The sequence below is a fragment of the Duganella sp. Root336D2 genome, from assembly GCF_001425005.1.
GTDB lineage: Bacteria > Pseudomonadota > Gammaproteobacteria > Burkholderiales > Burkholderiaceae_D > Rugamonas.
In genome coordinates this window covers 282,339-303,552 of record NZ_LMDB01000038.1, presented here as the reverse complement: position 1 = coordinate 303,552, position 21,214 = coordinate 282,339, and the positions used below count along the sequence as shown (strand labels likewise).

Here is a 21,214-nt window from a genome sequence, read left to right as displayed (position 1 = left end):
AGGGTACCAATCCATGCAGGCCAATATCTATATCAGCGCAGAGGCGATGGCAACCGTCAACGCCATCCAACATCTGGACTACTACGAACGGATCAGTCTGAGCGACGATCCGGCGACCGATCTTACCCACCACCCAGGCTACTACCTCAACACCAACGCCCTGCACCTCATAGGGCTGCCAGAAGGCGCGAAGGTAATATTATCCCTCTCTCCCGCTGACGCTGACCGCTACGGGCGGCACGTCAGCATTCCCACCAACCTACGCGGCGTCATCTTCTCAGGCGCGCCCAACCTTCCAGTCAACTACGACCAGATCATTTCCTACTGGTCGCCGTTGTCCCTGATGCCCTACCATCGCAATGCGCTGTACTACCAGAACGTGCAGTCCGAATATTGCGTGACGCTGACCGAAACTGACGGCATGGGTGACGCGGGGGATGGTCTGCCCGAAACCGTCGATACGCTTATCAGCGATTCGGTGGTGGTCGTTATCTCCGGTCTAGCGGCATCGCTCACCAACCTGAGTTCCGATCACTTCGTTGCGCTGACCATCCCGATCAACTCGAACATGCTCGGCATCGAACTGGACGGCTATCGGTCATCGCAGGACTACGTCACCAGTAATTCCCTGCAATCGGAAACCGTGTTCCTGCGCATCGCGGATATCCTGGCTTCGCCCAATCCTGATCTCATAGCCATCGCTGCGATCAGATCGGAGACGGACGATTACGGCTATATCTACTGAGGGCCTTCGTGCGCACGGGCTGCTGCTCCAGCAATCATCCTGAATGTACCAGCAGCGCCCAAGGCTGCTGCTACATTCAGGGGCCGCATATTCAGTCAACCGAAAATCCTGACGGCATATACAGAAGCAATATAGGGAGAGGGTCAATCCTACAGTCCTGATCGTGGCCTGATGAACGCTGGCGACACGGCGACAGTGGCGACCAAGTACATTACCGCGAGCCGGACGTGTCGCTATGTCGCCGTGTCGCCAAGCATCCCCTCCACCGCCAACCTCCCCCGATCACCAGGGAAAGCAAAGAAGTCCTCGTACTCCCGCTTATAGAACCGAACTTCACGTAGCTCAAAGTCATTCAGAACATAGTCATGCTTCATGATCCGCTGATGAAATTGCGGTGTGGGCACTGTGAATCGTGATGTCCCGTGCCGCGCTTTGGCAGCTGTATCCGATCTAGTCAACATGGCATCAAGAACCTCACGAGCACGTTCCAGGCATTGCAACGCCACTACCTTGTTATGCCGCTTTACCAAGTCCGACAGATAGGATGTTAGCTCAGTTGCGTTGGTGCCTGTGCACCATGCAATGAAGGGATGGTCACCATCGCATGTACGATAAGGCCGTTTACTATCCCAGCTGCACGGCAGTTCATTGTCTCCAGCCAGTTCCTTACGCCCCCTGAGCAACATCCTTCCCGCCGAAAGGGACAAGTAAGCCACCTTGCCAGCTCCTGGCGTGAAGTCCATTATTTTTTGCGTGAACAAGACCTGCTGAATCGGCAAACCGACCATCCGACCGCATTCATCCACAAACGCCGCGACCGTTGCGGCAGGAATCCGGTTACAGAGCGGCATGTCTTTCGGATCCCCGCTGAAATCTGTCCCGCGATACAGGCGGAAGTGGAGCAAGCCGGAGCACACTTCATAACCCAACAAGATAACCAGTTGGCGCGTCTTTCCCTGCCGCTTGTCTTGCCTAAACTGGGCCTTGAGCGACACCACCCGCAAGCGGAGCTGGCAGCTCATGGGGTAACTCCCCATACGGCACGATTCCGTCGCACTGGCGATGCTGCCCCTTGCCCAGTCATTCCGCTCCATGTGCGAGTAGAACGTCTGCCGCGCTTTAGGTACTTGCAATCCCAAGCCCGTTCCCCACTGATAAAGTCGGGATGGCGTCTCGCCCGTCAGTTCAGCTACTTCACGAGCAAAGGCAATTCCCAATTCCTGAGCCTGCTTCTTATCAAAATTAGACAAAATCGAAAATCCACAAAGATTCCCGGCAGGGACTTCTTATACACCACGTCCCAACCAGCAAATTGGCCATATAAGCCATTGATAATAAACATATTCTCCGAACGATACCGGTTAATCATCCGGCAGTAAAGTGCAACCCGTTGCCTCACATCGGGCCGACTATAACAGGAGAAATCAACATGAAAAAAGGTAGTGCCGCAAAGATCGCCCTCATCATTGCAAACAAAAAGCGCAGGGCACAAGCCACAGCAGAAGCTACGGCCAGCACCGACGATGGCAAGGATGAGGCACAATGCGATGATGGCGAGCCAGCGGTTGAGCCTGCCGCAACCGACGACGACTATAACGCCGGTTACTACGAGGCTGAACACGAAGCCGATTACGAAGACGATGACGATGGCAACTACGATGATGGTGAGCCAGCGGATGAGCCCGCCGCAACCATTGACGACTATGACGCCGGGTACGACGAGGCTGAACACGAAGCCGAATACGAGGACGACAAGGAAGGCGACTACGATGACGGTCACTATGAAGATGCCAACGAATACCTCGACATCCCAAATGACAACGAATTCGTAAGCGAAGAAGAATGCCCATCCAGCCAAGATGAGCAGCACGTCTCGGCAATCTCCTCGACGCTCACTGTCCAAAAACCGTCCAGCGTAGCCACTACCGGTGTAAAGCAAACGCGCCGTCCATACCCTGTCGAAGCCTTCGGCAAGTTCGCAACTGTCATCAAGCTGATCGCCTCCGCTGTGCAGGTCGATCTGGAGATGGTCGGTTCGTCGCTGTTGGGCGTAATCGCCGCACTGGCCCAAGGCTTGATTAACGTTTCGTCCCGCACCAACGATAGCGGTTGCCCGGTTTCGGTCAATATGTTCGTGATCGCGCCATCGGGCGAGCGTAAGTCCTCGACGATCGACAAAATCATGAAACCAGTATACGACGCCATCCGTCGTGCACAGGATGAGCGCAAACACATGATCGTCCAGGACCTGACGGTGGACGGTCTGATCGTGGGCCTGATTGCCCGCTGCCCGGTCCAGTTCTGCCTCGCACTGGAAGGCGCGTCACTCCTCGGCGGGCACGCCATGTCCCGCGATAATCTGAGCCGATTCTTAGGCAATGTGGCTTCGCTCTATTCCGGCGAACCAATCTCCCGTACCCGAGTTAATGAACACCACTACGCGCAGGATCGCCGCCTCAATGTACTGCTGTTCACCCAGCCGATCGTGGCGATGGACTTCCTCAGTTCCGAAATGGTGATGCAGCAGGGTATGGGTAATCGCTTCCTCTACAGCCAACCATCGTCGCTGCTGGGCCAACGCCAGCATACTGACATCGAGCTGGAAGACAAACCCGCATATCAGAAATTCTGCGCCAAGATCGCCGAACTTGCGAGCATGACTTGGAAGATCAACCCTGAAAGCGGTGGCGTCACCATCCGCATGGTACGGATGACGAGCGGAGCCAAGGCTGCATGGGTTGACCTGTACAACGAGCTGGAGAGCGCCGCAGGCCCCGGCGGCAAGCTGGCCCAACATGCTGGTTACGTGACCCGCTTTCCAGAACAGGTAATGCGCATTGCGGCCTTGCTCGCCATGCTGGAAGATCCGACTGTAGAGCACATCAGCGAGGACATCATGGTACGTGCCATCGAACTGGGAAAATACTATCTCGACTCGGCCATGCGTGTGTTCGATCTGACCCCAGCCAATAAAGACGAAGCAGACGCCAAGACCTTGCTGAACTGGATGCAGAACAAGGCCGACGAGCAGGGCATGGAAGCCATCCCGGTAAGGATGATGTACAAGGATGGACCACGCTGCGCCCGTCCCAGCAAGCGCACTAAGGAACTACTTGCCGTTCTGGCCGCTCGTGGCGAGATTGTCGAATTCGATGAGGCAATCTATTACGACAAAAAAAACTCCTACGACAATTACGCGATCGTCAGTACCTAACGGATCTGCAAGACAAACGCCCGGTACGGCTTGCTGGCCTGTACCGGGCGTTTTGCTTTTTCGGTGGTTCCGATCGCCCCTTTCGGTCGCACCATCCCGCGCACGCTGTCGCCCTGCCCTGATAGCGCGGCTACATGGCTACATGGCTACACGCATCCACAATGCGCGCCTGAATGTGCAGGTTTCCCCTCTAATATCCAAGCGGCAAAGCATTCGCTTCGTTGCGCAGACGAGCTGCACAACATGCCTCGGCTACGCCCAACCGTGCATCAAGTGCAACCTTTCTCATAATGCGCTGCGCCTTTTTCTGTGCTGCTCGTAATGTCGCCGGGTCGCCGTGTAGCCGCATAGCCTCTCGTCGATGGTTTTCGCGCCGCCGCACTGGCGCGGAAAACCATCAGCCGCCTGGAGCAGCACCGGGCCGGAAATAGACCGGCAGGCCTGCGCATAGGGATTCACAGGAACCACGTAGCCGCTCATTGATCGAGACTGACCCTCGCCGCATGCGGTACGTCCAGCGTCAATCATTTACCCAGCTCCAAGGACTTGGAAGACTTGCTTCACTCACCCTGCCAGACAAGAAGCAACATCGCTGACGTCTCGCACAAAATTAGACAAAACCGTAATTCGCAAATCGGGCCGTCAAGGAACATTCCTGCCCGGATGCCCTGCGCGAAAAGAGCGCGTGTAAGCCACTGAATCGCATCAGTATTCGCCGCCTGAAGCGAAGCCAATCAGCCAATAAAGTACGTCTCAAGCAACCAGCACTGGTTCTTCACGACCAACAATTCCTTTAGGAGAAACTCAATGGCAGCAGCAGTAAAATGGACCAAGGCAGCGCTGGAAAAGCTCCCGCCGCATCAGCAAGGCGCAAAGTCCAGCAATTACGAAATCACCGATCCGCAGACTGCCGGACTGAAACTGCAAGTAGGCACGACGGGCCGCAAATTCTTCTGGTTCCGCTATACCTACCGTGGCGAAAAGCTCGCGGTGCGTATTGGCGAGTTCGGCGCACTGAGCATCGAGCAGGCGCGTGCAGCAGCGATGCAGCACCGCGCAACGCTCGACCAAGGCGGCAACCCGCAGGATGCGCGCCAGCAGCAGAAAAACATGCCGCTCGTGAGCGAGTTCATGGATGACTACATGGCGCAAGCAAAGCTGACGAAGATCACCTACAAAAATGATCTGGCCAAGTTCCGCGACTACATCCTGCCAGCCATCGGCAAGCTGCGCCTGTCCGACGTCACGCAGAAGGACATTCAGCTGCTGCTGGGCGGCCTGAAGGAACGCCTTGCTCCCGCCACGATCAATCGCGTCCACGCCTTGCTGAGTGTTTTCTTCAATTTAGCCGTTTCGTACAAGAGGATCAATGACTCCCCTTGCGCCAACATGAAGAAGCTGAAGGAATTGAATAAGAAAGACCGCTTCCTGACGCCAGATCAAGTCCGCGAAATTCTCGCCATGGCCCAACTGGACATGAACCGTGTGGCCGGGAACGCTATTTCTGCGCTGATTCTGACCGGGTTGCGCCGGGAGGAAATCCTTCGCAGCCGTCACGAGCACCTCGATCTGGAGAAAAAGTCGCTCTACCTGCCCAAGACCAAAAGCGGCAAGTCCCGGCATGTGGCACTGAACGACGCTGCGCTGGCAATCTTCAAGGCCACGCCGCGCATCGACGGCTCGCCGTGGATCTTCCCCGGTAAAGACCCGATGAAGCCACTGAACAATCCGACGAAGGCATGGCACCGTATCCTCGCCGCAGCTGGCGTGGAGCGCTGCCGACTGCACGACTGTCGGCACACTTTCGCCAGCCTGCTGGTGAACGCGGGCGCTTCGCTCTATCAGGTACAGCAACTACTGGGGCATGCCTCCAGCGTCACGACGCAGCGCTACGCGCACCTTTCTTCGCATACTCTGCGTAGCACGTCCCAGATGGTCGCTAACCTCGTCAGCTAGTATCTACGCTTCAGCAAAAATGCTGGGCTGCTCTTCACGGACAGCCCAGCATTTTTTTTTTGCGATTGCTGAGGTCTTATCGCTCCGGCACGGAGTATTTCTCCCAACACTGCTATGCCGCTAGACGTCAGCGTGTGCAATCACGAATTTCAAAACCAGCACCCAGACATTTCTGAAGTGAGCAAAGAAGACCCGCAGTCTCCACCTGAAAACGCTCACGCTCTATATCAGACCATGGTGAAGGTCCAGGCGGATTGGTCCAATCAATAGACGTATCAAAGCGCGCTATCAGCTCTTCAGCAAGCATCCTCACCGACGAATTGAGGTCAAGATCATCCAACTCCACAGCGTACCCGAATCTATCGCTGGCTAAGTCATTTTCCGACCAAAGGCAAATACCAGAGCCTGGGTCGAAGAAATATCGCAGTCTATAATTTTCCATGTGCTAAAGCCGTTCGCGTGACGGCTACAGGCCGTTCTAGGCTACCTAGATGCCATACTTGTTTTCAACAGCGGCCGAGAGCTCCGCGAGCCCCAAGCCACCGCGCTGCCAAAAGGCAAAAAAATATTCGAGGGCCTCTGCGGCTACTCCTAACTCCATAGGATGTAAGACGCATATTGCGGTTCTGATCTTCAGTACATCAGGCTCATCTGATTGATCTCTACCTTCAATCGCTTTCCACAGTCGGACCCGCTCTTCTATAACCTCATCCGCCGTAGCCGCACCAGTAATGAAACGATTGGCGGTGGAAGCGGCAGTCCGGGCAATTGACGGCAGTTGGTTCGTTACTCTCCCGAGAGCTTCAATCATGAACCTTTGCGCGAGGAATTGCTCCGCAGGATCATTCAAGTCAGCGTGCGATGAAATCGCATCAAACAGTTTCGTATTCAGCATACACAATTAGTTCTAGCAAGCTTTTGTGGCGTTACGGTACCGGCGGCATCTGACCGATACCAAATCGGTCCTAGATTCTGTTCCAGAGCGCTTCAAAATCCTCCGGCGAAATCGCAATGTACTCTGCATCCGACATATCGATTGATATCTCAGCAAGCGCGCCGAATTCGTCCTCAATATGCTCTTCACTATAACGCAGCAGCCTACCTACTTCGTAAAGTTCTGCTTGCCGGGTGACGTCGCCGTTTTCACTCACTTCAAAGAACCACCAAGAGGTCCCCCATGAGTCGTACTCATCGCCGCGTCCTTCGTTCCAGTATTTTTTCAAATATCTAGGCATGCGTTTTGAAATTTTGGTAGTCCGTTTTTCCGAATTGAGCCCGTCCATGTTGGGCGTCATACACGCATGCCAATCCAAATGACGGTCTCCGTAGAGGCGGACACTATGGGTGACAGAATCCTCGACCAGAACCGATCAAATGCAATATGAGTTGCCGATTGATCGTGATGCTGCCGCTCCTCTGTAACGATTGAAGCAATTGCTTGGGTTGCCATCTGGTCCTTGCCCGACAATAACGAAAGCTGTTGATCAAGATGGCGAAGAACTACGCGCTCGACTGCTACTGTAGTTGCCGCAATAGCGCGGCGACCAAACGCGCCAGTTATCGCACCAAGAACGAAGCCGCCTACCCCACAGAGCCAAAAGCTCTTGCAGCGAGGACGATTTCGTCTTTGAAGTTCAGCCCAGAATATGGCTCGGTGTCGTTCTTCATGTGACTTGAATTCAATGAGCTCGGCGACCATGGATGGCGCAGTAAGTCGTGCAAGAAAAATCTGCCCTGCGTAGATATTGACAGCCCCGTGCTCGCCAGCGTGGTTGACTTTCAATACGCGCGAAGCAAATTCGTCTACTGTATCAATTGGGATTGCTGAGTGCATAACGGCCAGATGTTAGATAGGTATTCGCCAAAATTTAGCAGCATTCCTAGGAGCGCCCGCCGCTAACCGGCTCGCATGTTCGGCGCTGACTCTCTCTTCCTCATGCCCCGTATTCTAAGGCTTCTCGCGAAGAATAAATCGACCGGACATTCTATTCCAAGCTGAAGCTCGCCCCTGCAGGAACAAGAGTTGTCCATATTCATCCATACTCGAATTCCGACCCGTTTGGCTTAACCATTCTTCATAAAACCCATCGAAGCCCTTCTGATCAAGTTCTGGCAATAGGTTGTTCGAATAGTCGAACAGCGCCGAAAATTCAGCGCTTTGAGATATCAACGTAGGGGAAGACAGCGTTATGCCAAGTAGACTCATCAGCAGCTCCAGTTCGTCGTCACCTGAAAGTTCTACCGCGAACATTTCAACACTGGCCTCCTGCAACGACTCGATCGAACTGGACGAAATTGAACATGCTTCGTTCGACGATAAAAATATGTAGCTTGAAATTTCGACCTCCAGTGGGTGCTTATTGCCGTTTTCAGCCTAGCTCTCGTTGGATGATGTGCGACTAAGCTGCTCAATGAATTCATGGGGCGCAGCAGCGAAACGTGCGGCCCGCGACTTCTGAACAGCTCCGCTGAGTGCCGCCAAGTCCAAAGCAATTATGGCGCGTTCCGCAGGGAAAAATAGGACGCAATCAAGTACGCTAGCGAGTTCAATAACTCTAGAGCATAGGTGTGCCGTATCTTCTCGGGCATCGATGCGAACCATGACCGACTCGACATTATCGCCTTCGTAGCCTACCTGGATATCACTTCTACGCTCATCACCCCAAATTCTCAGGGAGTCGCTCCAAGATTCCGCAGGAGGCAATATTCCAGAAATCAATTCGGCGAGATTAACGTTAGGCTGATTATTCTGCCAAGCGCTCGACGTATCATTGTAACCCTCGCCGTCATACAGCATTTCAGGACTGTTACCGTCCCGTTCAGCCCACTGCCGTGGTATTAGCGCTACTAAGAACTGCCAAATGGCCATTGAGTACCTGCAAATAAAATGAACGACGGATTCTGGCCGGTTGCGGTCTACCGAAGCATGAAGTAACGCACGGGGGGGACAACGACCTGACGGCAGTGCTAAGATGCGTCTCCGGCACTAATCAACGCATCTGTAAAAACATGACGAAGCAAGACTCGACGAAGCCAAATCCCCAGCCCGCACCGACGCCAGCACCGAACAACCCTAGAGATGGAGTGTTTCCGTTCGATTGGGTAAAGATCAAGACAAAATAACTTCCAGATTCTTCCATCAAAAAGGCCAGCCACTGTCCATACACTGTCTTTACCACGGGACAGGTAGCAGGCTTGCCGGGAACCGATTCGATTTCATGAACGACTTACCTGATGCGCCAGCGTGACCGACTGCAATCTCACCTGTCTATTGTCGGTTCCCTTGTGCAAAATGGGAAGTCCCAGGACGCTAAGAGCGCGTGCCAGAACACCTTCGGCTGGCTTACCTATCAGATGAAACTGCCAGTCCCTTTTTCGACAGTATATCCTTGCTCGATTCATCTATCCCAGCCGCGCAAGGAAGATACCCAATACTAAGACTTCGAAAGAACTCAGGTTCGGCAGCGCGTTGTCTTGAAAATCCTTGTGTCGGTGGTTCGATTCCGCCCCGGGCCACCAAGAATAAAAAGTAAGAACGCCACCTTCGGGTGGCGTTTTTGTTTTTCGCTTTACAGATGACACCTCCCACGATGCTGACTTAAAATGCAACACCTCCAACTTGCATTATGAGCAAAAGTACATGAGCATCCCCGCACAAGGCGTGGTCCTTGCCCTTCGCGGCAAAGTCAAGTTCATCTCCTCCAATCTCGTTTTCCTCATCTTCCTGGTATTGACGGCGCTGGCCGTGTTCGTCCCCTTTTCGCCGGCCTTGCCGGGAGAGGGGCTTGACCCATCATGGATGCTGGCGATGAACCAGGCCATCGCGCAGGGACTGGTGATCGGTTCCGATATCGCCTTTACCTTTGGGCCGTATGCCGCCATCTATACGAAGGCATACCACCCGGCCACCGATCATTTGATGATCTGGGGCGCCATGTACCTTGGGTTGTCGTTTGCACTGGCGGTTTACCGGAATTTCAAGAATGCCAGCTGGACCATGCAGCTCGCTCTCCTATTTGTTCTTGGGGCGTTCATCTATTTTCCGGATGCGCTCCTGTTCTTTTACCCCCTCCTTGTCGGCGCCAGCCTTTATCGGTCGGTCGCCGCGGACGAAATCGAAAAGACCGGCACGCGCACCTTTGCCGCCATCGTGGTCGCGCTGTTCACTCCTTTCGGCCTGCTCCCGTTGATCAAGGGCTCCGCCTTGGTTGCGTGCATCGTGATCGTTTTATTCTCCGCATTCCTGCTGGTGAAAACCGGACGGCGCCAGTTGGCTGCGGCATGCTGCCTGGTTCCCGTCGTTTCGATGATGGCGTTCTGGAGCGTGGCTGGCCAGCCTGTCGCTGCCCTTCCCCGCTATTTCCAATCCATGCTTCCTATTATCAGCGGATACACGGAGGCGATGTCTCTCAGCGGCAGCGCAAGGGAGTTGCTGGCCTATGCGGCTGCGGCAAGCGCCATTGTGATCCTCGTATTTTTGCGCAAGGATGTGCCGCTATTCCTGCGCTCGACAGCGGCCCTGATGTTTTCGTGCGTGCTGTTCCTCGCATTCAAAGCTGGATTCGTCCGGCACGATGGCCATGCGGTGATTGCCAGCACCACGCTGTTCCTGGTGGCGATGCTGGCGGGGACCCTGCTGTCTCGCTATAAGGCGCTCGTCCTCTTTCTTGTTGCAGCGGCCGCTTGGTCATATATCGATAGGGCGCAAATCAAGACGTCTCCCCAGACCGCTTTCCACAACTTCAAATCCACCTACCTGAATGCCTGGACCGGCATGGCTTCGAGGATATCGGTGCCAGGCAAGCTGAAGGAAGATTATGCGCGCAGCCTGGCCGAGCTCAACGCCCGTGGCATGGTCCCTGCCTTGGAAGGGACCGTCGATATTTATTCTTACGACCAGGCGTATCTGATTGCATCGGGTAACAAATGGAATCCCCGTCCTGTTTTGCAGAGCTACTCGGTGTATGCGCCTGCCTTGGCCGATAAGAATAAGGAGCACTTGGTCGGTCCTAACAGGCCGGATAACATCCTCTTTAAAGTACAGCCGATTGACGGCAGGCTGCCGGCCCTGGAAGAAGGTCCGAGTTGGCCAGTGCTCATATCTGACTATGAGCCGTCTTCTTTTGTGAACGGCTACCTGCTGCTTAAGCACCGCCAGCCAGGCAGCATCACCCCTGCCCAGTCGAACAGCGTTCTCACACGTACCGCTTCGCTCGGAGAGCAGCTTATTTTGCCGGCGACCAATAAGGCCTTGTATGCAAAGATCAACCTGCAAAAAAGTGTGCTCGGCTCACTCTCGAACACCCTGCTCAAACCGAGCCAGCTTGAAATCCGGGTTACGACGGCAAACGGGATTGAAAAAAAATACCGCATGATTGCGAGCATGGCCGCAGCGGGATTTGTCCTCTCGCCGCTGGTTGAAAGCACCGAGGACTTCGGCCTACTGTACGCCGGGACCAACTTCCTGAAAGGCAAAGCAGTCGCATCGATCAGCATCGAACCTGTCGGCCGTAACATATTCTGGCGCAACAGTTTCGAGATCGAGCTCTTCGCGCTGGAATACAAGGCAGACGAAGGCGTGATTGCCAAATACGGCTTCGCCCAAGTGGAGGACAGGACAGGTTTTGGCAATCCCGTCTTAGTCGAGAAATGCGATGGCAGCATCGATTCGGCCAACGGCGTCTCTCCCGCCCAGACAGTCGTATCCGCCGCCGCGTTGCTGAACGTGAATGGATGGCTGGCACTTTCGGCCGACGCAGCGGAACTGCCAGATAAGACCTACCTCATGCTGACCAGCGAGCAAGGAACGCGCTACTTTGTCGAAACCCAACAGACCGAGCGCCCGGATGTCGGCGCCCATTTCCACAAACCGCAATTGAACCAGTCAGGCTACGTGGCCACTGCCGATGTGACGAAGCTGGCAGGCGACTACACGCTGGGCCTGGCATATGAGAAAGGGAATTCCATGTTCATGTGCCCGCAGTTCAAGATGAAGACGCATATTGGGCGATAAGCCAAGCTAGGCGTTTCGTGCGGCCTGCTTGGCCGAAGACAGCAGGGACAAGGCGCCAATGGCCATGCCCAGCCAGAGTGTCACAAGGCGGATGGCAATCGCCATCGACACGGCAACGCCGCCATCCACCCCGCGCTCGGTCAATTGAATGACCAGCGCGGCCTCCATGGCACCTAAACCGCCCGGCAGCATGCTTGCCGCGCCAAACAAGGTTGCCTGCACAAAGATCAGGACGCAGGCGGCGACAGGCACCCCAGTCCCCGCGGCAGCACAGAACCAGGCGAACACCAGCGCCTGCGTGCCATAGGCAATCATCGCCACGACGGAATAAGCCGTCACTCGCGGCAGTTTCCACACACCGGCCCAGCTTTCGAGGACAGCTTGCCCGCTCTTGACAGGCAGGCGTTGCCAAGCGCGGCTTAGCCAGCCCCAGCAGGCTCCGGCATGTGGCTGGCGCAGGAAGCCGGCAAATATGCAGCTGCCCAGCAGCAGCATGCCAAAGGCCAGCATCCAAGCCCAGGCCAGCACCTGTCCCGCCATCCATGCCGCAGCAAAGCCCAGCAAGCACATGCCCAGGACATCGCTGGCACGGTCGACAATGAAGGCGGCAAGGCTGTGGGAAACCCGCACGCCCTGCTGCAGCAGCAAAGCGGAGCGGAAGGTCTCGCCAGACTTGCCCGGCGTTGCTGTCAGCCCCAGTCCGGACAGGTAGATGGCCAAGTGGCGCCACATCGGGACCTGGTGCCCAAAGCAGCGCAGCGAAGACTCCCAGCGGCCGAAACGCCACAGGTAAGAAGTCGACGACAGCAGGGCTGCAAGCAGGATGGTTTTCAGGCCAAGGGACGATAATGCTGCCACCGTCCCCGTCCAGCCGAACCAGAAAATTGCAGACAGGTAAAGCAGCACCGCGGCGCTGACAAACAGGACGACGGCCCGGATGATGCGTGGATCACCCAGTGCCAACTGGAGTCGCGCCGCAGCCCCGCTCATCGGAAAGTCAGGAACTTATGGCCAAAATAGCTGGTAACCACTGGCACGAGTACGCCAGCCAGGTGCGCCAGCGCTTCGGCATGTTCGACAATGCCGAGTGAGGGTAACAGCCAGCGCGCCAGCAGCAAACTGATCGCCAGTGTCTGGAGTACTGCCAGCACGTTCACGCCAACGAACTTGCCGACCTGGGATGCAAGCGCCCCGTCCTGCGCCTTGAACACGTGGCCGCGCATCAGCGTAAAGGCGACCAGCATCCCCACCAGGTAGGCAAAGAAGACCGCCGGCGCATAGTCCAGGAAGGTGCTGAAGACGAAGCGCGAGCCGAAATTGGCACCGGCGGCAATGCCCCCGGCGACGAGAAATCGCAGGAATTCCTTATTCAGCATGGGCCGCCATTTTCGCCATGTTCCGGCCAAAGTCGATACTCTCGGAGATGCCGCGATCCTCCGGGTAGTAATACGAGGTGTCGGCGACCCACAGGCCCTTTACCGGCAGCGCTACGGGTGGCAACTTGTCAAGGTAGCCGGGGTCGCAGATCGGCTGCGCGTAGCGGTAGCGGCTGGCGCGCATGTCGAGGAAGTCTTCGTCGCGCAGCGCCGGATTGATCTTCTTCAGGTAGCTGCGCACCTTATCCAGGAACACCTGGTCCGGGTCGGCAAACTTCGGATGCTCGCCCGGCATGTAGAACGGCACGTAGGTGATGTGCTCGTCGAGCGGGCGCAGGTTCGAATATTCGACCAGGCCAGGAATGTCCATGTCAGGGTCGTTGGTGTTGAGCCAGAAGTTCTCCGTTACCGGCTTGCGCAACTTGGCAATCACGCATACCACGGCGATATTTTTCACCGACTGGAACTTGGCCAGCACGTCTGGCGGCAGGTCCGGCACCACGCGCGGAACATACGGCAGCGGGATGGTGCTGACCACCTTGTCGAAGGCTTCGAACTGCCCGCCGGCCTCGACGCCGCGCACCTGGCCCTGCTCCATGACGACTTTGGCGACAGGCGTACCAAGGCGCACTTCGCCGCCGTGTTTCACGATATCGTCGCGCATTGCGTTGAGCAGCGTCTCGGAGCCGCCGTCGAGGTAGCCAAGCTTTTCCTCGAACAGGCTGGCACGCGAAGTGCCGATGCGGCGGATGCGGCTCCAGATCCAGGCCGCCGACAGGTTGGTGCTGTGATCATAGAACTTGTAGTCGAACAGGCGGCGCCACAGCACTTCCCAGGCTTCCTCGCCCACCCAACGGCGAATCCAGCCGGTCGCCTCGACGTTATCGAGCGGGCGCCAGTCTTCGCGCTTGCGCTTCGTGGACAGGAAGGCGTGCAGGCCATAGCGGAATTTGGCCGCAAAGCTCAAGCCACGGAACTTCAGCAGCGCGACCGGGTTACCCCACGGTTGCAGGCGATTCTGGTACCAGTAGCCCATCTTGGTAGCGACCCAGTGCATCTTCGACTGCAGGCCCAGTTCATCCAGCACCTGCAGGAAGGCGGTGTCGGAGATGCAGTGGAAGTGATAATAGCGCTCGATCGACAAGCCGGAGAAGTCGAAGGCTGCCGCCATTCCGCCGACCCGGTCGTCCGCTTCGAACACGACTGGGTGATGGCCGTCGCGCGCCAGTTGATAGGCAACGGCCAGGCCCATCGGCCCGGCGCCCAGTACTGCAATACGTTGGCCCATGATCAGAATTCCAGAATAATCGCGTTATAGCGCGCATCGTTGAACGTGGCATCGAGGGCCTTGTCGAACGGCGTGTAAGGAACACCGAACTTGCCGGGCCAGTCGATCACTTCAAATTCATCTTTGGCGGTCAGCGCAGCAAGCTGCTGGGTGGTGAACGGCGGTTTCTTGTCGAACAGCGACCACGTCCAGATCAGCGCATAGAACAGGCCGTACGGGATCTTGACGATAGGCGTCTTGGCGCCGGTCGTCTTCTTGATCATGCGGATGATGTCGATGTAATCGATCTTTTCGTGACCGGAAATATTGAAGATCCCGCCGCCAACACGCTGCTCGAAGCAGCTGATGATGATGTCCGAGAAATCGCGTGCCCACAGCGGCTGTCGCATGTAGCGGCCATGACCCGGGATCGGGAACACCGGTACTTTCTGCATGAAGCGCGACAGCCAGCCCAGGTGTTTTCTGTCAAACCAGCCGAACATCAAGGTCGGGCGCAAGATCGGACACGCGATGCCGCTGGCAAGGACCACTTGCTCCTGCTCGATCTTGCTGCGCGTGTAAAAGTCGTCGGCCACAGAACATACGACCGAAGAACTGATGTGCACCAGGTAGGGCTGCTTGGCACTGGCTTTGACCAGGTCAAGAATATGCTTGGTCGAATCGATGTTGTTGCGCTGGAAATCCGTATAGTCGAGGCCGCCAATTTGCGCTTGCAGCATCAGTACCACGTCGGCGCCGTCGAAATGGCGCATCCATTCGCCGGGTTCGGCCAGGTCAGCGTACACGCAGGTAATGCCGGGCTGTGCCTTCTTCAGGATATCCAGGTTGGCCTGATGCTTGTCGAGCACAACCAGGTTGGTGTAGCCGCGGTCGATCAGGCGGGCCACCAGGTTCTGGCCTACCAGGCCCGCACCACCGGGCAGAAGTATTTTTTGGTCGAGAGAACTCATAAGCATTCCTGTATAAAAATCATTGTTTCGCGGCGATAGGTCCATCGATCCTGATGGCTACAGCCGACCATTCGCCCCAGCCGTCGCCGGAATCGGTCAACTTGACGGTAAAGGCTTGATGCGGCAAGGCGTCGCCGGAAAATTCCAGCAGCCCCCAATCCTGCGCCAACGGCATCGCTACTCTCCCCATGCCTTCAATTTCCATGCTTTGCTGCCGGCCCGACGGGCCGGAGCGGTAGAACAGCCGGGCGCCGCGCTGCAGGCGCAGCACTATCGTGCCGCGGTCGGCGTCGGAATTGATAAAGCTGCCGTAGACCCGCATGCCCGGGAAACTCGATCTGGCATAGTCCCCTCCCTGCCATGCGCCGCCGTCGACCACGTTGGCGCTGCCCACCGTGGCACGCTGCGCCGACGGCGCCTCTGTCGAAAAGCGATACGGCAGCGCCATCGGCGCCTTCAGCTGCATTTGGCAGATTGGCCCGGCAGGTCCCTCGCCGCGCACCGTCAAATCCTGGCCATGCACGGCTGCCATCAAGTAACCGCGGTACCCCGCCAGGCGGGCCGGCTTGCCAGCAGCCGCCACAACATCATCCCTTCGGTTGCCGCCAAGCGCGTAGCCGACCTGTTTGCCTTCCGCATCGAGGAAGCGCACGACCTGCGGCGCAGTTTTCCCGCCGGCTTCGTACAGCCAACCGTCGACGCGCAAAAAGCGCCCGTCGCCTTCGATCATGACGGTGGAATCCAGGGCGCCCGAGCATGCGGGCAGTGCCGCAGGCGCAAACACAATCCCCATGTGTGCCCGTACGCCGCGGTATGGATACATGCCGAACACCGAACTCTGGCTGTCCGCAGCCTTTGCAGACATGGCAATGACATCCGTGGTGGGATACACGTGGCCAATTTGCACCTTGTCGGGGACGCGCAGTTCGATTGCCAGCGCGGCAACTGCACGGTCGTAGATCTCGTCCGCTTGCGATTCGAGTGCCTTGAGCTGGAACGCCAGCATAGGCAAAACCAGCAAGGCCAACGCACTATATGCGAACTGGCGCCGCCTGCCATGCAATGCCAGGATGGCCGGCGCCGACAGGGCCAGCAGCGCGGCCCAGGCCATCAGCGCGGGCGTGGTGTAGCGGAAGGCTGGGGCCATGCTGATATGCATGCGCCCCATCGCAGTACCGCTTGCTGTAGCGCCGATATAGGCGATGAAGAACAACAGCGCCAGCTGCAGGGCGGGCCGATGCGGATGCCGCAGGTTCTGCCACGCAAACCGTACCGAACCGGCGATCAGGAACAAGCCGGCAAGCAGTGCCACCGTTTTACCGGTGCGGCCTGCACCCATCGCAAAATAGAACGGGCTGCCGAGGTACATGGCAATGTAACGGACAAACTGCTCCTTCCGTTGCCACAGCGGGGACAGCGCGGCATGCCCGGCAGGCGAGGCGTAGTCGTGCAAGTAGGCAAACAGTACCAACGCCGACAATGCTGCGAGCACGCCGGCGCGACGTGCCCCCTGGCGCGTCAGCATGGCGTAGACGGTCATCATCGGCAGCGCCAGAATGCCATTCGCCATCGTGCCAGCGCTCAGGACGCCGAGCAGGCAGGCCAGCGCAAACTGGGCACTTCCGCCCCGGATCGAACGATACAAGGTGTACAGCGCAGCCAGTGGCAGCAACTGGGCGAGAATGAACTGGCTTTGGAAGGCCCAGGTCAGGTTCTCATGCTGGCTCCAGAAAAACAGGCTCGCGACAGTGAATGCGGCAAGCGCATGCTGGTCCAGTTCCCGGCCCGACGGTGCCGCCGCCTCGCGCAGTATGCGGCAAAACAACACAGCGCCCAGCAGCACAAGAATGTAATTGATGGCGATCAGGAACCAGCTAGCACCGCCAAACCAGCGCAGGTCAACCCAGAAAAGCAGGCGCGACAATACGATGCGGTGTTCGTTATGCTGGTGCCACCAAAGCGACCACCCCCCGTTTGCCGCCGGGTCCGCCATTGGCAGGTAGCCGCCCCACATATCCCAGAACGGTACCGGTGAATAGCCGCGAACGCCGCCCACCACCGCCAGCACGGCAAACAGCAAGGCCAGGCCGCTGAGGCCAAGCCGTACCAGGCGCGGCGACGCGACGTTCGCGTCGCTCATATATCCATCCGGTTGAAGACGAAGCGCGGCAGGTTGGCGATGATCAGCATGATCAGCGCCCATTTACCCGGCGCATACAGCACCGGCTGGCCTTTGGCCGTGGCCGCAACGATCTGCGCTGCAACCGACTCGACGCTGGCCATGCCGCGCTGCGGCATGTGCGCCGTCATCGGCGTAGCGGTCGGTCCCGGCTTCACCAGCACCACTTTGACGGCGCTCCCAGCCAGGGCCAGGCGGTGCTGCAGGCCTTCGGCGTAGCGCGTGACAAGGCCCTTGGCGGCGCCATAGACGTAATTGGATTTGCGGCCACGTTCGCCTGCCACCGAGCCGATGATGGTCAGGGTGCCGCGGTTGACACGCTGCATATGGCCGGCAAAGGCTTCGGCGAACAGTGCCGGCGAAATGCCGTTCACGTCCATGGCCTCGGCCGCCTGCGCCAGGTTGTCCTGGCAGGCTTGCTGATCGGGCAGCGTGCCGTGCGCTACCAGCACGATCTCCGGCACGCCACCGGCGACAATGCCGTCCACCGTGGTGCGGATCTGCTGCGGGTCGCTGAAGTTCGCTTCGATAACGCTGACCGTCGATTGCGGGCTGCGCACGCGCAGGTCGGCAGCCACCGCTTCGGTTTTCTCGCGGTTGCGGCCCAACAGGGTCAGGTCGAGCGCCTGGCCTGCCGCCCACAAGCGGGCGCAGTGCTCGGCCATGGCAGAGGTGGCGCCAACGATTACGATTTTCTTTTTAGCAGACACTTATTTCCCCATCAAGCGACGCGACATCGCGGAACTGATGCCCGGGTCGCGGTATTGCAAAAATTCGGCGAGGCGCGGGTAGCCGGCCTCGAACAATGCGCGCGGCATGCGCGCGTCTTTGGCCATGTAGATGCGGCCGCCGGCTTCGGCAACGATGGCGTCGAGCCGTTCGAACAGGCGCAGCGTGCGCTCGCCCCGGTTCGGGAAGTCGAGCGCCAGCGTGACGCCAGGCTGCGGGAAGCTCAGCATGCCAAGCGACTCGCGTTCGCCAAAGGTTTTCAGCACGGCCAGGAAGGAACCCTCGCCGCTATCGCTGATTGCCGCAAGCATGGCCTGCACTGCGGCGCGGCCCACTGTGCGCGGCACCACGCTCTGGTACTGGTAGAACCCTTTCGGGCCGTACATGCGGTTCCACTCGTGCAGGTTATCGAGAGGATAGAAATAGCTCTCGTAATGGGCCACGCCCTTGCCGGCCCGGCTCTTCTGCAGGTTGTAGTACGCGAAGTTGAACGGCGCCAGCGACAGCCTGTTGACCAGCGATACCGGCGGTACGAAAGGCATGGTGCGCGGACGCGCGGCAGGCACTGGCTTGCCTTCGATGGCGCAATGGTTAGCACGCAGGAAGATTCCGCGCCCGTTGCCGGACAAGCAGTCAATCCACGACACCGTATGTTCCCAGTCCGCCTCGGAAGCGTCGGCCAGCGCGAAGAACTCGTCGAGATTGTTGTACGGCAGGGTTTCAGTTGCCAGCCAAGGGCCGGCAACGCGCCGCAATTGGATTTCGGCAGTACTGATCACGCCGGTCAGGCCCAGGCCGCCCACTGTGGCGGCGAACCATTCGGCCTGCTCGCCCGGGCCGCAAACGATGCGGCTGCCGTCGGTACGCAGCAATTCGATACGGCGCACATGGTCGCCAAAGGAACCGACCGCGTGATGGTTCTTGCCGTGCACGTCGTTGGCGATGGCGCCGCCGACGGTGACTAATTGAGTGCCCGGCGTGACCGGCAGCATCCATCCACGCGGGATCGCCATGCGCTGTATATCGCGCAGCAGGACGCCAGCCTCGCAGCGTAGCAGGCCCGTCTCCTGGTCGAAGCTGATGAAGCGATCAAGCCCGGTGGTGCGCCACAGCAGTCCGCCAGGATTCAGGCAGACGTCGCCATAGCTGCGCCCCATGCCGTGCGCCAGGCCAGGCATGCCGGCCTGCAGCTGGCGCGTCATTTGCGCGCGCTCCGCCAGGGGACGCACCTCGTGCTCCCATTGGCCCAGCCGTCCCCACGAGGAAACCATTACCTTGGCCATCCTGCGGTCCCCACCGCCAGCACCGCCGCGAAGCAGACGCCGGCAACCAGGCTGGCTTTATCCTTGACCGCGAATACCAGCGGGTCGTCGTGCATATGACCGCGATGCGCCTGCATCCACATCCAGCTGACCCAGAACAGCATGACCGGCACCGCGCCCCATACGATTTCGGGTGTGCGGTACAACGTCACCACCGCGTCGCTATTCAGATACAAGGCCAGCACCACCAGCGCAGCATAGCCGGCGCAGACGCCCAGCATCTGGATCAGCGGCGCATCCGTCGTGTAATAGCCGCGGCCATGCGCCTTCTTCTTGCCATGCAGGACCTGGACTTGCAGTTCCGCATAGCGTTTGACGAAAGCCAGCGACAGGAACAGGAACACGGAGAAGGCCAGCAACCAGAACGACAGCGGCATGCTCAGCGCGGCAGCACCGGCAATGATGCGCAGCGTATAAAGCAATGCCAGCGTCACGCAGTCGACCAGCATCAGCCGCTTAAGGAGCCAGGAGTAAGCGCAAGTGAGCAGGAAATATCCGCTCAGCCAACCAAAGAAGTTGCCGCCGACCTGCCAGGCCACCGCGGCGCTCGCCATCAACAGCAGCGGTGCGCACAGCACGCCCTGCCAGGCCGGCACCTGGCCGCTGGCAAATGGCCGGTTGCGCTTGCGCGGGTGCTGGCGGTCGCTTTCCAGGTCGAGCAAGTCGTTGGCGATATAAACAGAAGACGCGCAGAGGCTGAAGGCGATAAATGCCAGCAGCAGTGGCATCCAGTTGGCCGGGTCGGTGAACTGGTGGGCTGCGAACAGCGGCACAAACAGCAGCAGGTTCTTCAGCCATTGGTGGACACGCAGCACGCGGCGCCACGCGGTGAAGCCGGCGCCCGGTGCAGCGAAGGAACGCTCCACTTCGCAGCAGTTGGCAGCGCGCCGGGCCAGGTCGGGCGGCGCGTTGACCACCACGGCACGGCGCGCACTGCGCCACACCGGCAGGTCGGCATGCGAGTTGCCGGCATAGTCGTAGCCGGCCTGGCCAAAGCGCTGTACCAGCGCATCTGCCTTGTTCTTGCCTGCCAGGTTGACCACGCCATCGCTGGCCATGACTTCGTCAAAGACGCCGAGGTGGTCGGCAATGGCGTTGGCGATCGACTGGTCCGAAGCGGTGCACAGGATCAGCTTGCGGCCATTGCTGCGCTCCTGGCGCAGCCATTCCAGCAAATCAGTGTTATACGGCAGCGACGTCGCATCGAATTCACCGTGCTGCGCCAGGCGGCGTTTCAGCACGGCCTTGCCGCGCGCCAGCAGGAACGGGATGCGCAAAACCTCGACCGGCTTGTCGCGCAAGGTTCTCAATGCCGACTCGTGCAGCATATCGGTGTGGATCAGCGTACCGTCAAGGTCAATGATAAGAGGCAGCGAACTCATTTCAGCTTGCCTTGTGGGTTGGTCATGCATTCTCCAGCCTGGATCGTATTTGCAAATGGT

At 58.2% G+C, this 21,214-nt stretch carries 18 protein-coding genes; 4 read left to right on the top strand and 14 right to left on the bottom strand.

Annotation, left to right across the window (positions count from 1 at the left end; genetic code table 11):
• Positions 1 to 13: 13 nt before the first annotated feature.
• Positions 14 to 745 (top strand): hypothetical protein, encoded by a 732-nt coding sequence (locus tag ASD07_RS27740; RefSeq protein WP_055938350.1) that lies wholly within the window; start codon positions 14 to 16, stop codon positions 743 to 745.
• Positions 746 to 978: 233 nt separating this feature from the next.
• On the opposite strand, the gene ASD07_RS27735 is transcribed toward ASD07_RS27740, so the two are convergent.
• The gene (locus ASD07_RS27735) at positions 979 to 1,995 is read right to left on the bottom strand and encodes a hypothetical protein (RefSeq protein WP_156398200.1); all 1,017 of its coding nucleotides are present in this window, start codon (positions 1,993 to 1,995) and stop codon (positions 979 to 981) included.
• 179 nt (positions 1,996 to 2,174) lie between these two features.
• Between ASD07_RS27735 and ASD07_RS27725 the strand changes: the two genes are divergently transcribed.
• Entirely contained in the window at positions 2,175 to 3,959 is a 1,785-nt protein-coding gene (locus ASD07_RS27725) for a DUF3987 domain-containing protein (RefSeq protein WP_055938342.1), read from the top strand.
• 285 nt (positions 3,960 to 4,244) lie between these two features.
• Here the strand turns inward: ASD07_RS27725 and ASD07_RS31215 are convergent, their stop codons facing one another.
• A complete protein-coding gene (locus ASD07_RS31215; protein WP_156398199.1) occupies positions 4,245 to 4,439 on the bottom strand; it encodes a hypothetical protein in 195 nt (64 codons plus the stop codon).
• A gap of 327 nt (positions 4,440 to 4,766) precedes the next feature.
• Between ASD07_RS31215 and ASD07_RS27720 the strand changes: the two genes are divergently transcribed.
• Positions 4,767 to 5,915: a site-specific integrase gene (locus ASD07_RS27720; RefSeq protein ID WP_055938339.1), complete on the top strand. Its 1,149-nt coding sequence runs from the start codon at positions 4,767 to 4,769 to the stop codon at positions 5,913 to 5,915.
• A 487-nt stretch (positions 5,916 to 6,402) separates the two neighbouring features.
• Here ASD07_RS27720 and ASD07_RS27715 read toward each other — a convergent pair whose 3' ends face one another.
• From ASD07_RS27715 to ASD07_RS27705, 4 genes are all read right to left on the bottom strand, one after another.
• Complete coding sequence (locus ASD07_RS27715; protein WP_055938334.1) at positions 6,403 to 6,810, bottom strand: hypothetical protein; 408 nt, start codon at positions 6,808 to 6,810, stop codon at positions 6,403 to 6,405.
• A gap of 70 nt (positions 6,811 to 6,880) precedes the next feature.
• Positions 6,881 to 7,210, bottom strand: coding sequence for a hypothetical protein (locus ASD07_RS27710; protein WP_055938332.1), 330 nt, complete (start codon positions 7,208 to 7,210; stop codon positions 6,881 to 6,883).
• A complete protein-coding gene (locus ASD07_RS30530) occupies positions 7,207 to 7,749 on the bottom strand; it encodes a demethoxyubiquinone hydroxylase family protein (RefSeq protein WP_082507598.1) in 543 nt (180 codons plus the stop codon). Before ASD07_RS30530 ends, ASD07_RS27710 begins: the two co-directional genes overlap by 4 nt.
• A gap of 114 nt (positions 7,750 to 7,863) precedes the next feature.
• Complete coding sequence (locus tag ASD07_RS27705) at positions 7,864 to 8,166, bottom strand: hypothetical protein (RefSeq protein WP_055938331.1); 303 nt, start codon at positions 8,164 to 8,166, stop codon at positions 7,864 to 7,866.
• A 1,389-nt stretch (positions 8,167 to 9,555) separates the two neighbouring features.
• On the opposite strand from ASD07_RS27705, the gene ASD07_RS27695 reads away from it, so the two are divergent.
• Positions 9,556 to 11,928, top strand: a complete 2,373-nt coding sequence (locus tag ASD07_RS27695; RefSeq protein ID WP_055938325.1) for a hypothetical protein — start codon at positions 9,556 to 9,558, stop codon at positions 11,926 to 11,928.
• Between the two features lie 6 nt (positions 11,929 to 11,934).
• On the opposite strand, the gene ASD07_RS27690 is transcribed toward ASD07_RS27695, so the two are convergent.
• The 8 genes from ASD07_RS27690 to ASD07_RS27655 are packed head-to-tail and all read right to left on the bottom strand — an operon-like array spanning position 11,935 to position 21,154.
• On the bottom strand, positions 11,935 to 12,918 hold the full coding sequence (locus tag ASD07_RS27690; protein WP_055938322.1) for a lysylphosphatidylglycerol synthase transmembrane domain-containing protein: 984 nt from the start codon (positions 12,916 to 12,918) through the stop codon (positions 11,935 to 11,937).
• The gene (locus ASD07_RS27685; RefSeq protein ID WP_055938601.1) at positions 12,915 to 13,304 is read right to left on the bottom strand and encodes a GtrA family protein; all 390 of its coding nucleotides are present in this window, start codon (positions 13,302 to 13,304) and stop codon (positions 12,915 to 12,917) included. The genes ASD07_RS27690 and ASD07_RS27685 overlap by 4 nt, the downstream gene beginning before the upstream one ends.
• Positions 13,294 to 14,595 (bottom strand): NAD(P)/FAD-dependent oxidoreductase, encoded by a 1,302-nt coding sequence (locus ASD07_RS27680; RefSeq protein ID WP_200953869.1) that lies wholly within the window; start codon positions 14,593 to 14,595, stop codon positions 13,294 to 13,296. The genes ASD07_RS27685 and ASD07_RS27680 overlap by 11 nt, the downstream gene beginning before the upstream one ends.
• A complete protein-coding gene (locus tag ASD07_RS27675) occupies positions 14,595 to 15,542 on the bottom strand; it encodes an NAD(P)-dependent oxidoreductase (protein ID WP_055938317.1) in 948 nt (315 codons plus the stop codon). Before ASD07_RS27675 ends, ASD07_RS27680 begins: the two co-directional genes overlap by 1 nt.
• Before the next feature lie 19 nt (positions 15,543 to 15,561).
• Positions 15,562 to 17,682 (bottom strand): hypothetical protein, encoded by a 2,121-nt coding sequence (locus ASD07_RS27670; protein WP_055938314.1) that lies wholly within the window; start codon positions 17,680 to 17,682, stop codon positions 15,562 to 15,564.
• Complete coding sequence (locus tag ASD07_RS27665; protein ID WP_055938311.1) at positions 17,679 to 18,431, bottom strand: SDR family NAD(P)-dependent oxidoreductase; 753 nt, start codon at positions 18,429 to 18,431, stop codon at positions 17,679 to 17,681. The genes ASD07_RS27670 and ASD07_RS27665 overlap by 4 nt, the downstream gene beginning before the upstream one ends.
• Positions 18,432 to 19,733, bottom strand: coding sequence for an FAD-binding oxidoreductase (locus ASD07_RS27660; protein ID WP_055938307.1), 1,302 nt, complete (start codon positions 19,731 to 19,733; stop codon positions 18,432 to 18,434).
• On the bottom strand, positions 19,721 to 21,154 hold the full coding sequence (locus ASD07_RS27655) for a UbiA family prenyltransferase (RefSeq protein WP_055938304.1): 1,434 nt from the start codon (positions 21,152 to 21,154) through the stop codon (positions 19,721 to 19,723). The genes ASD07_RS27660 and ASD07_RS27655 overlap by 13 nt, the downstream gene beginning before the upstream one ends.
• Positions 21,155 to 21,214 lie beyond the last annotated feature (60 nt).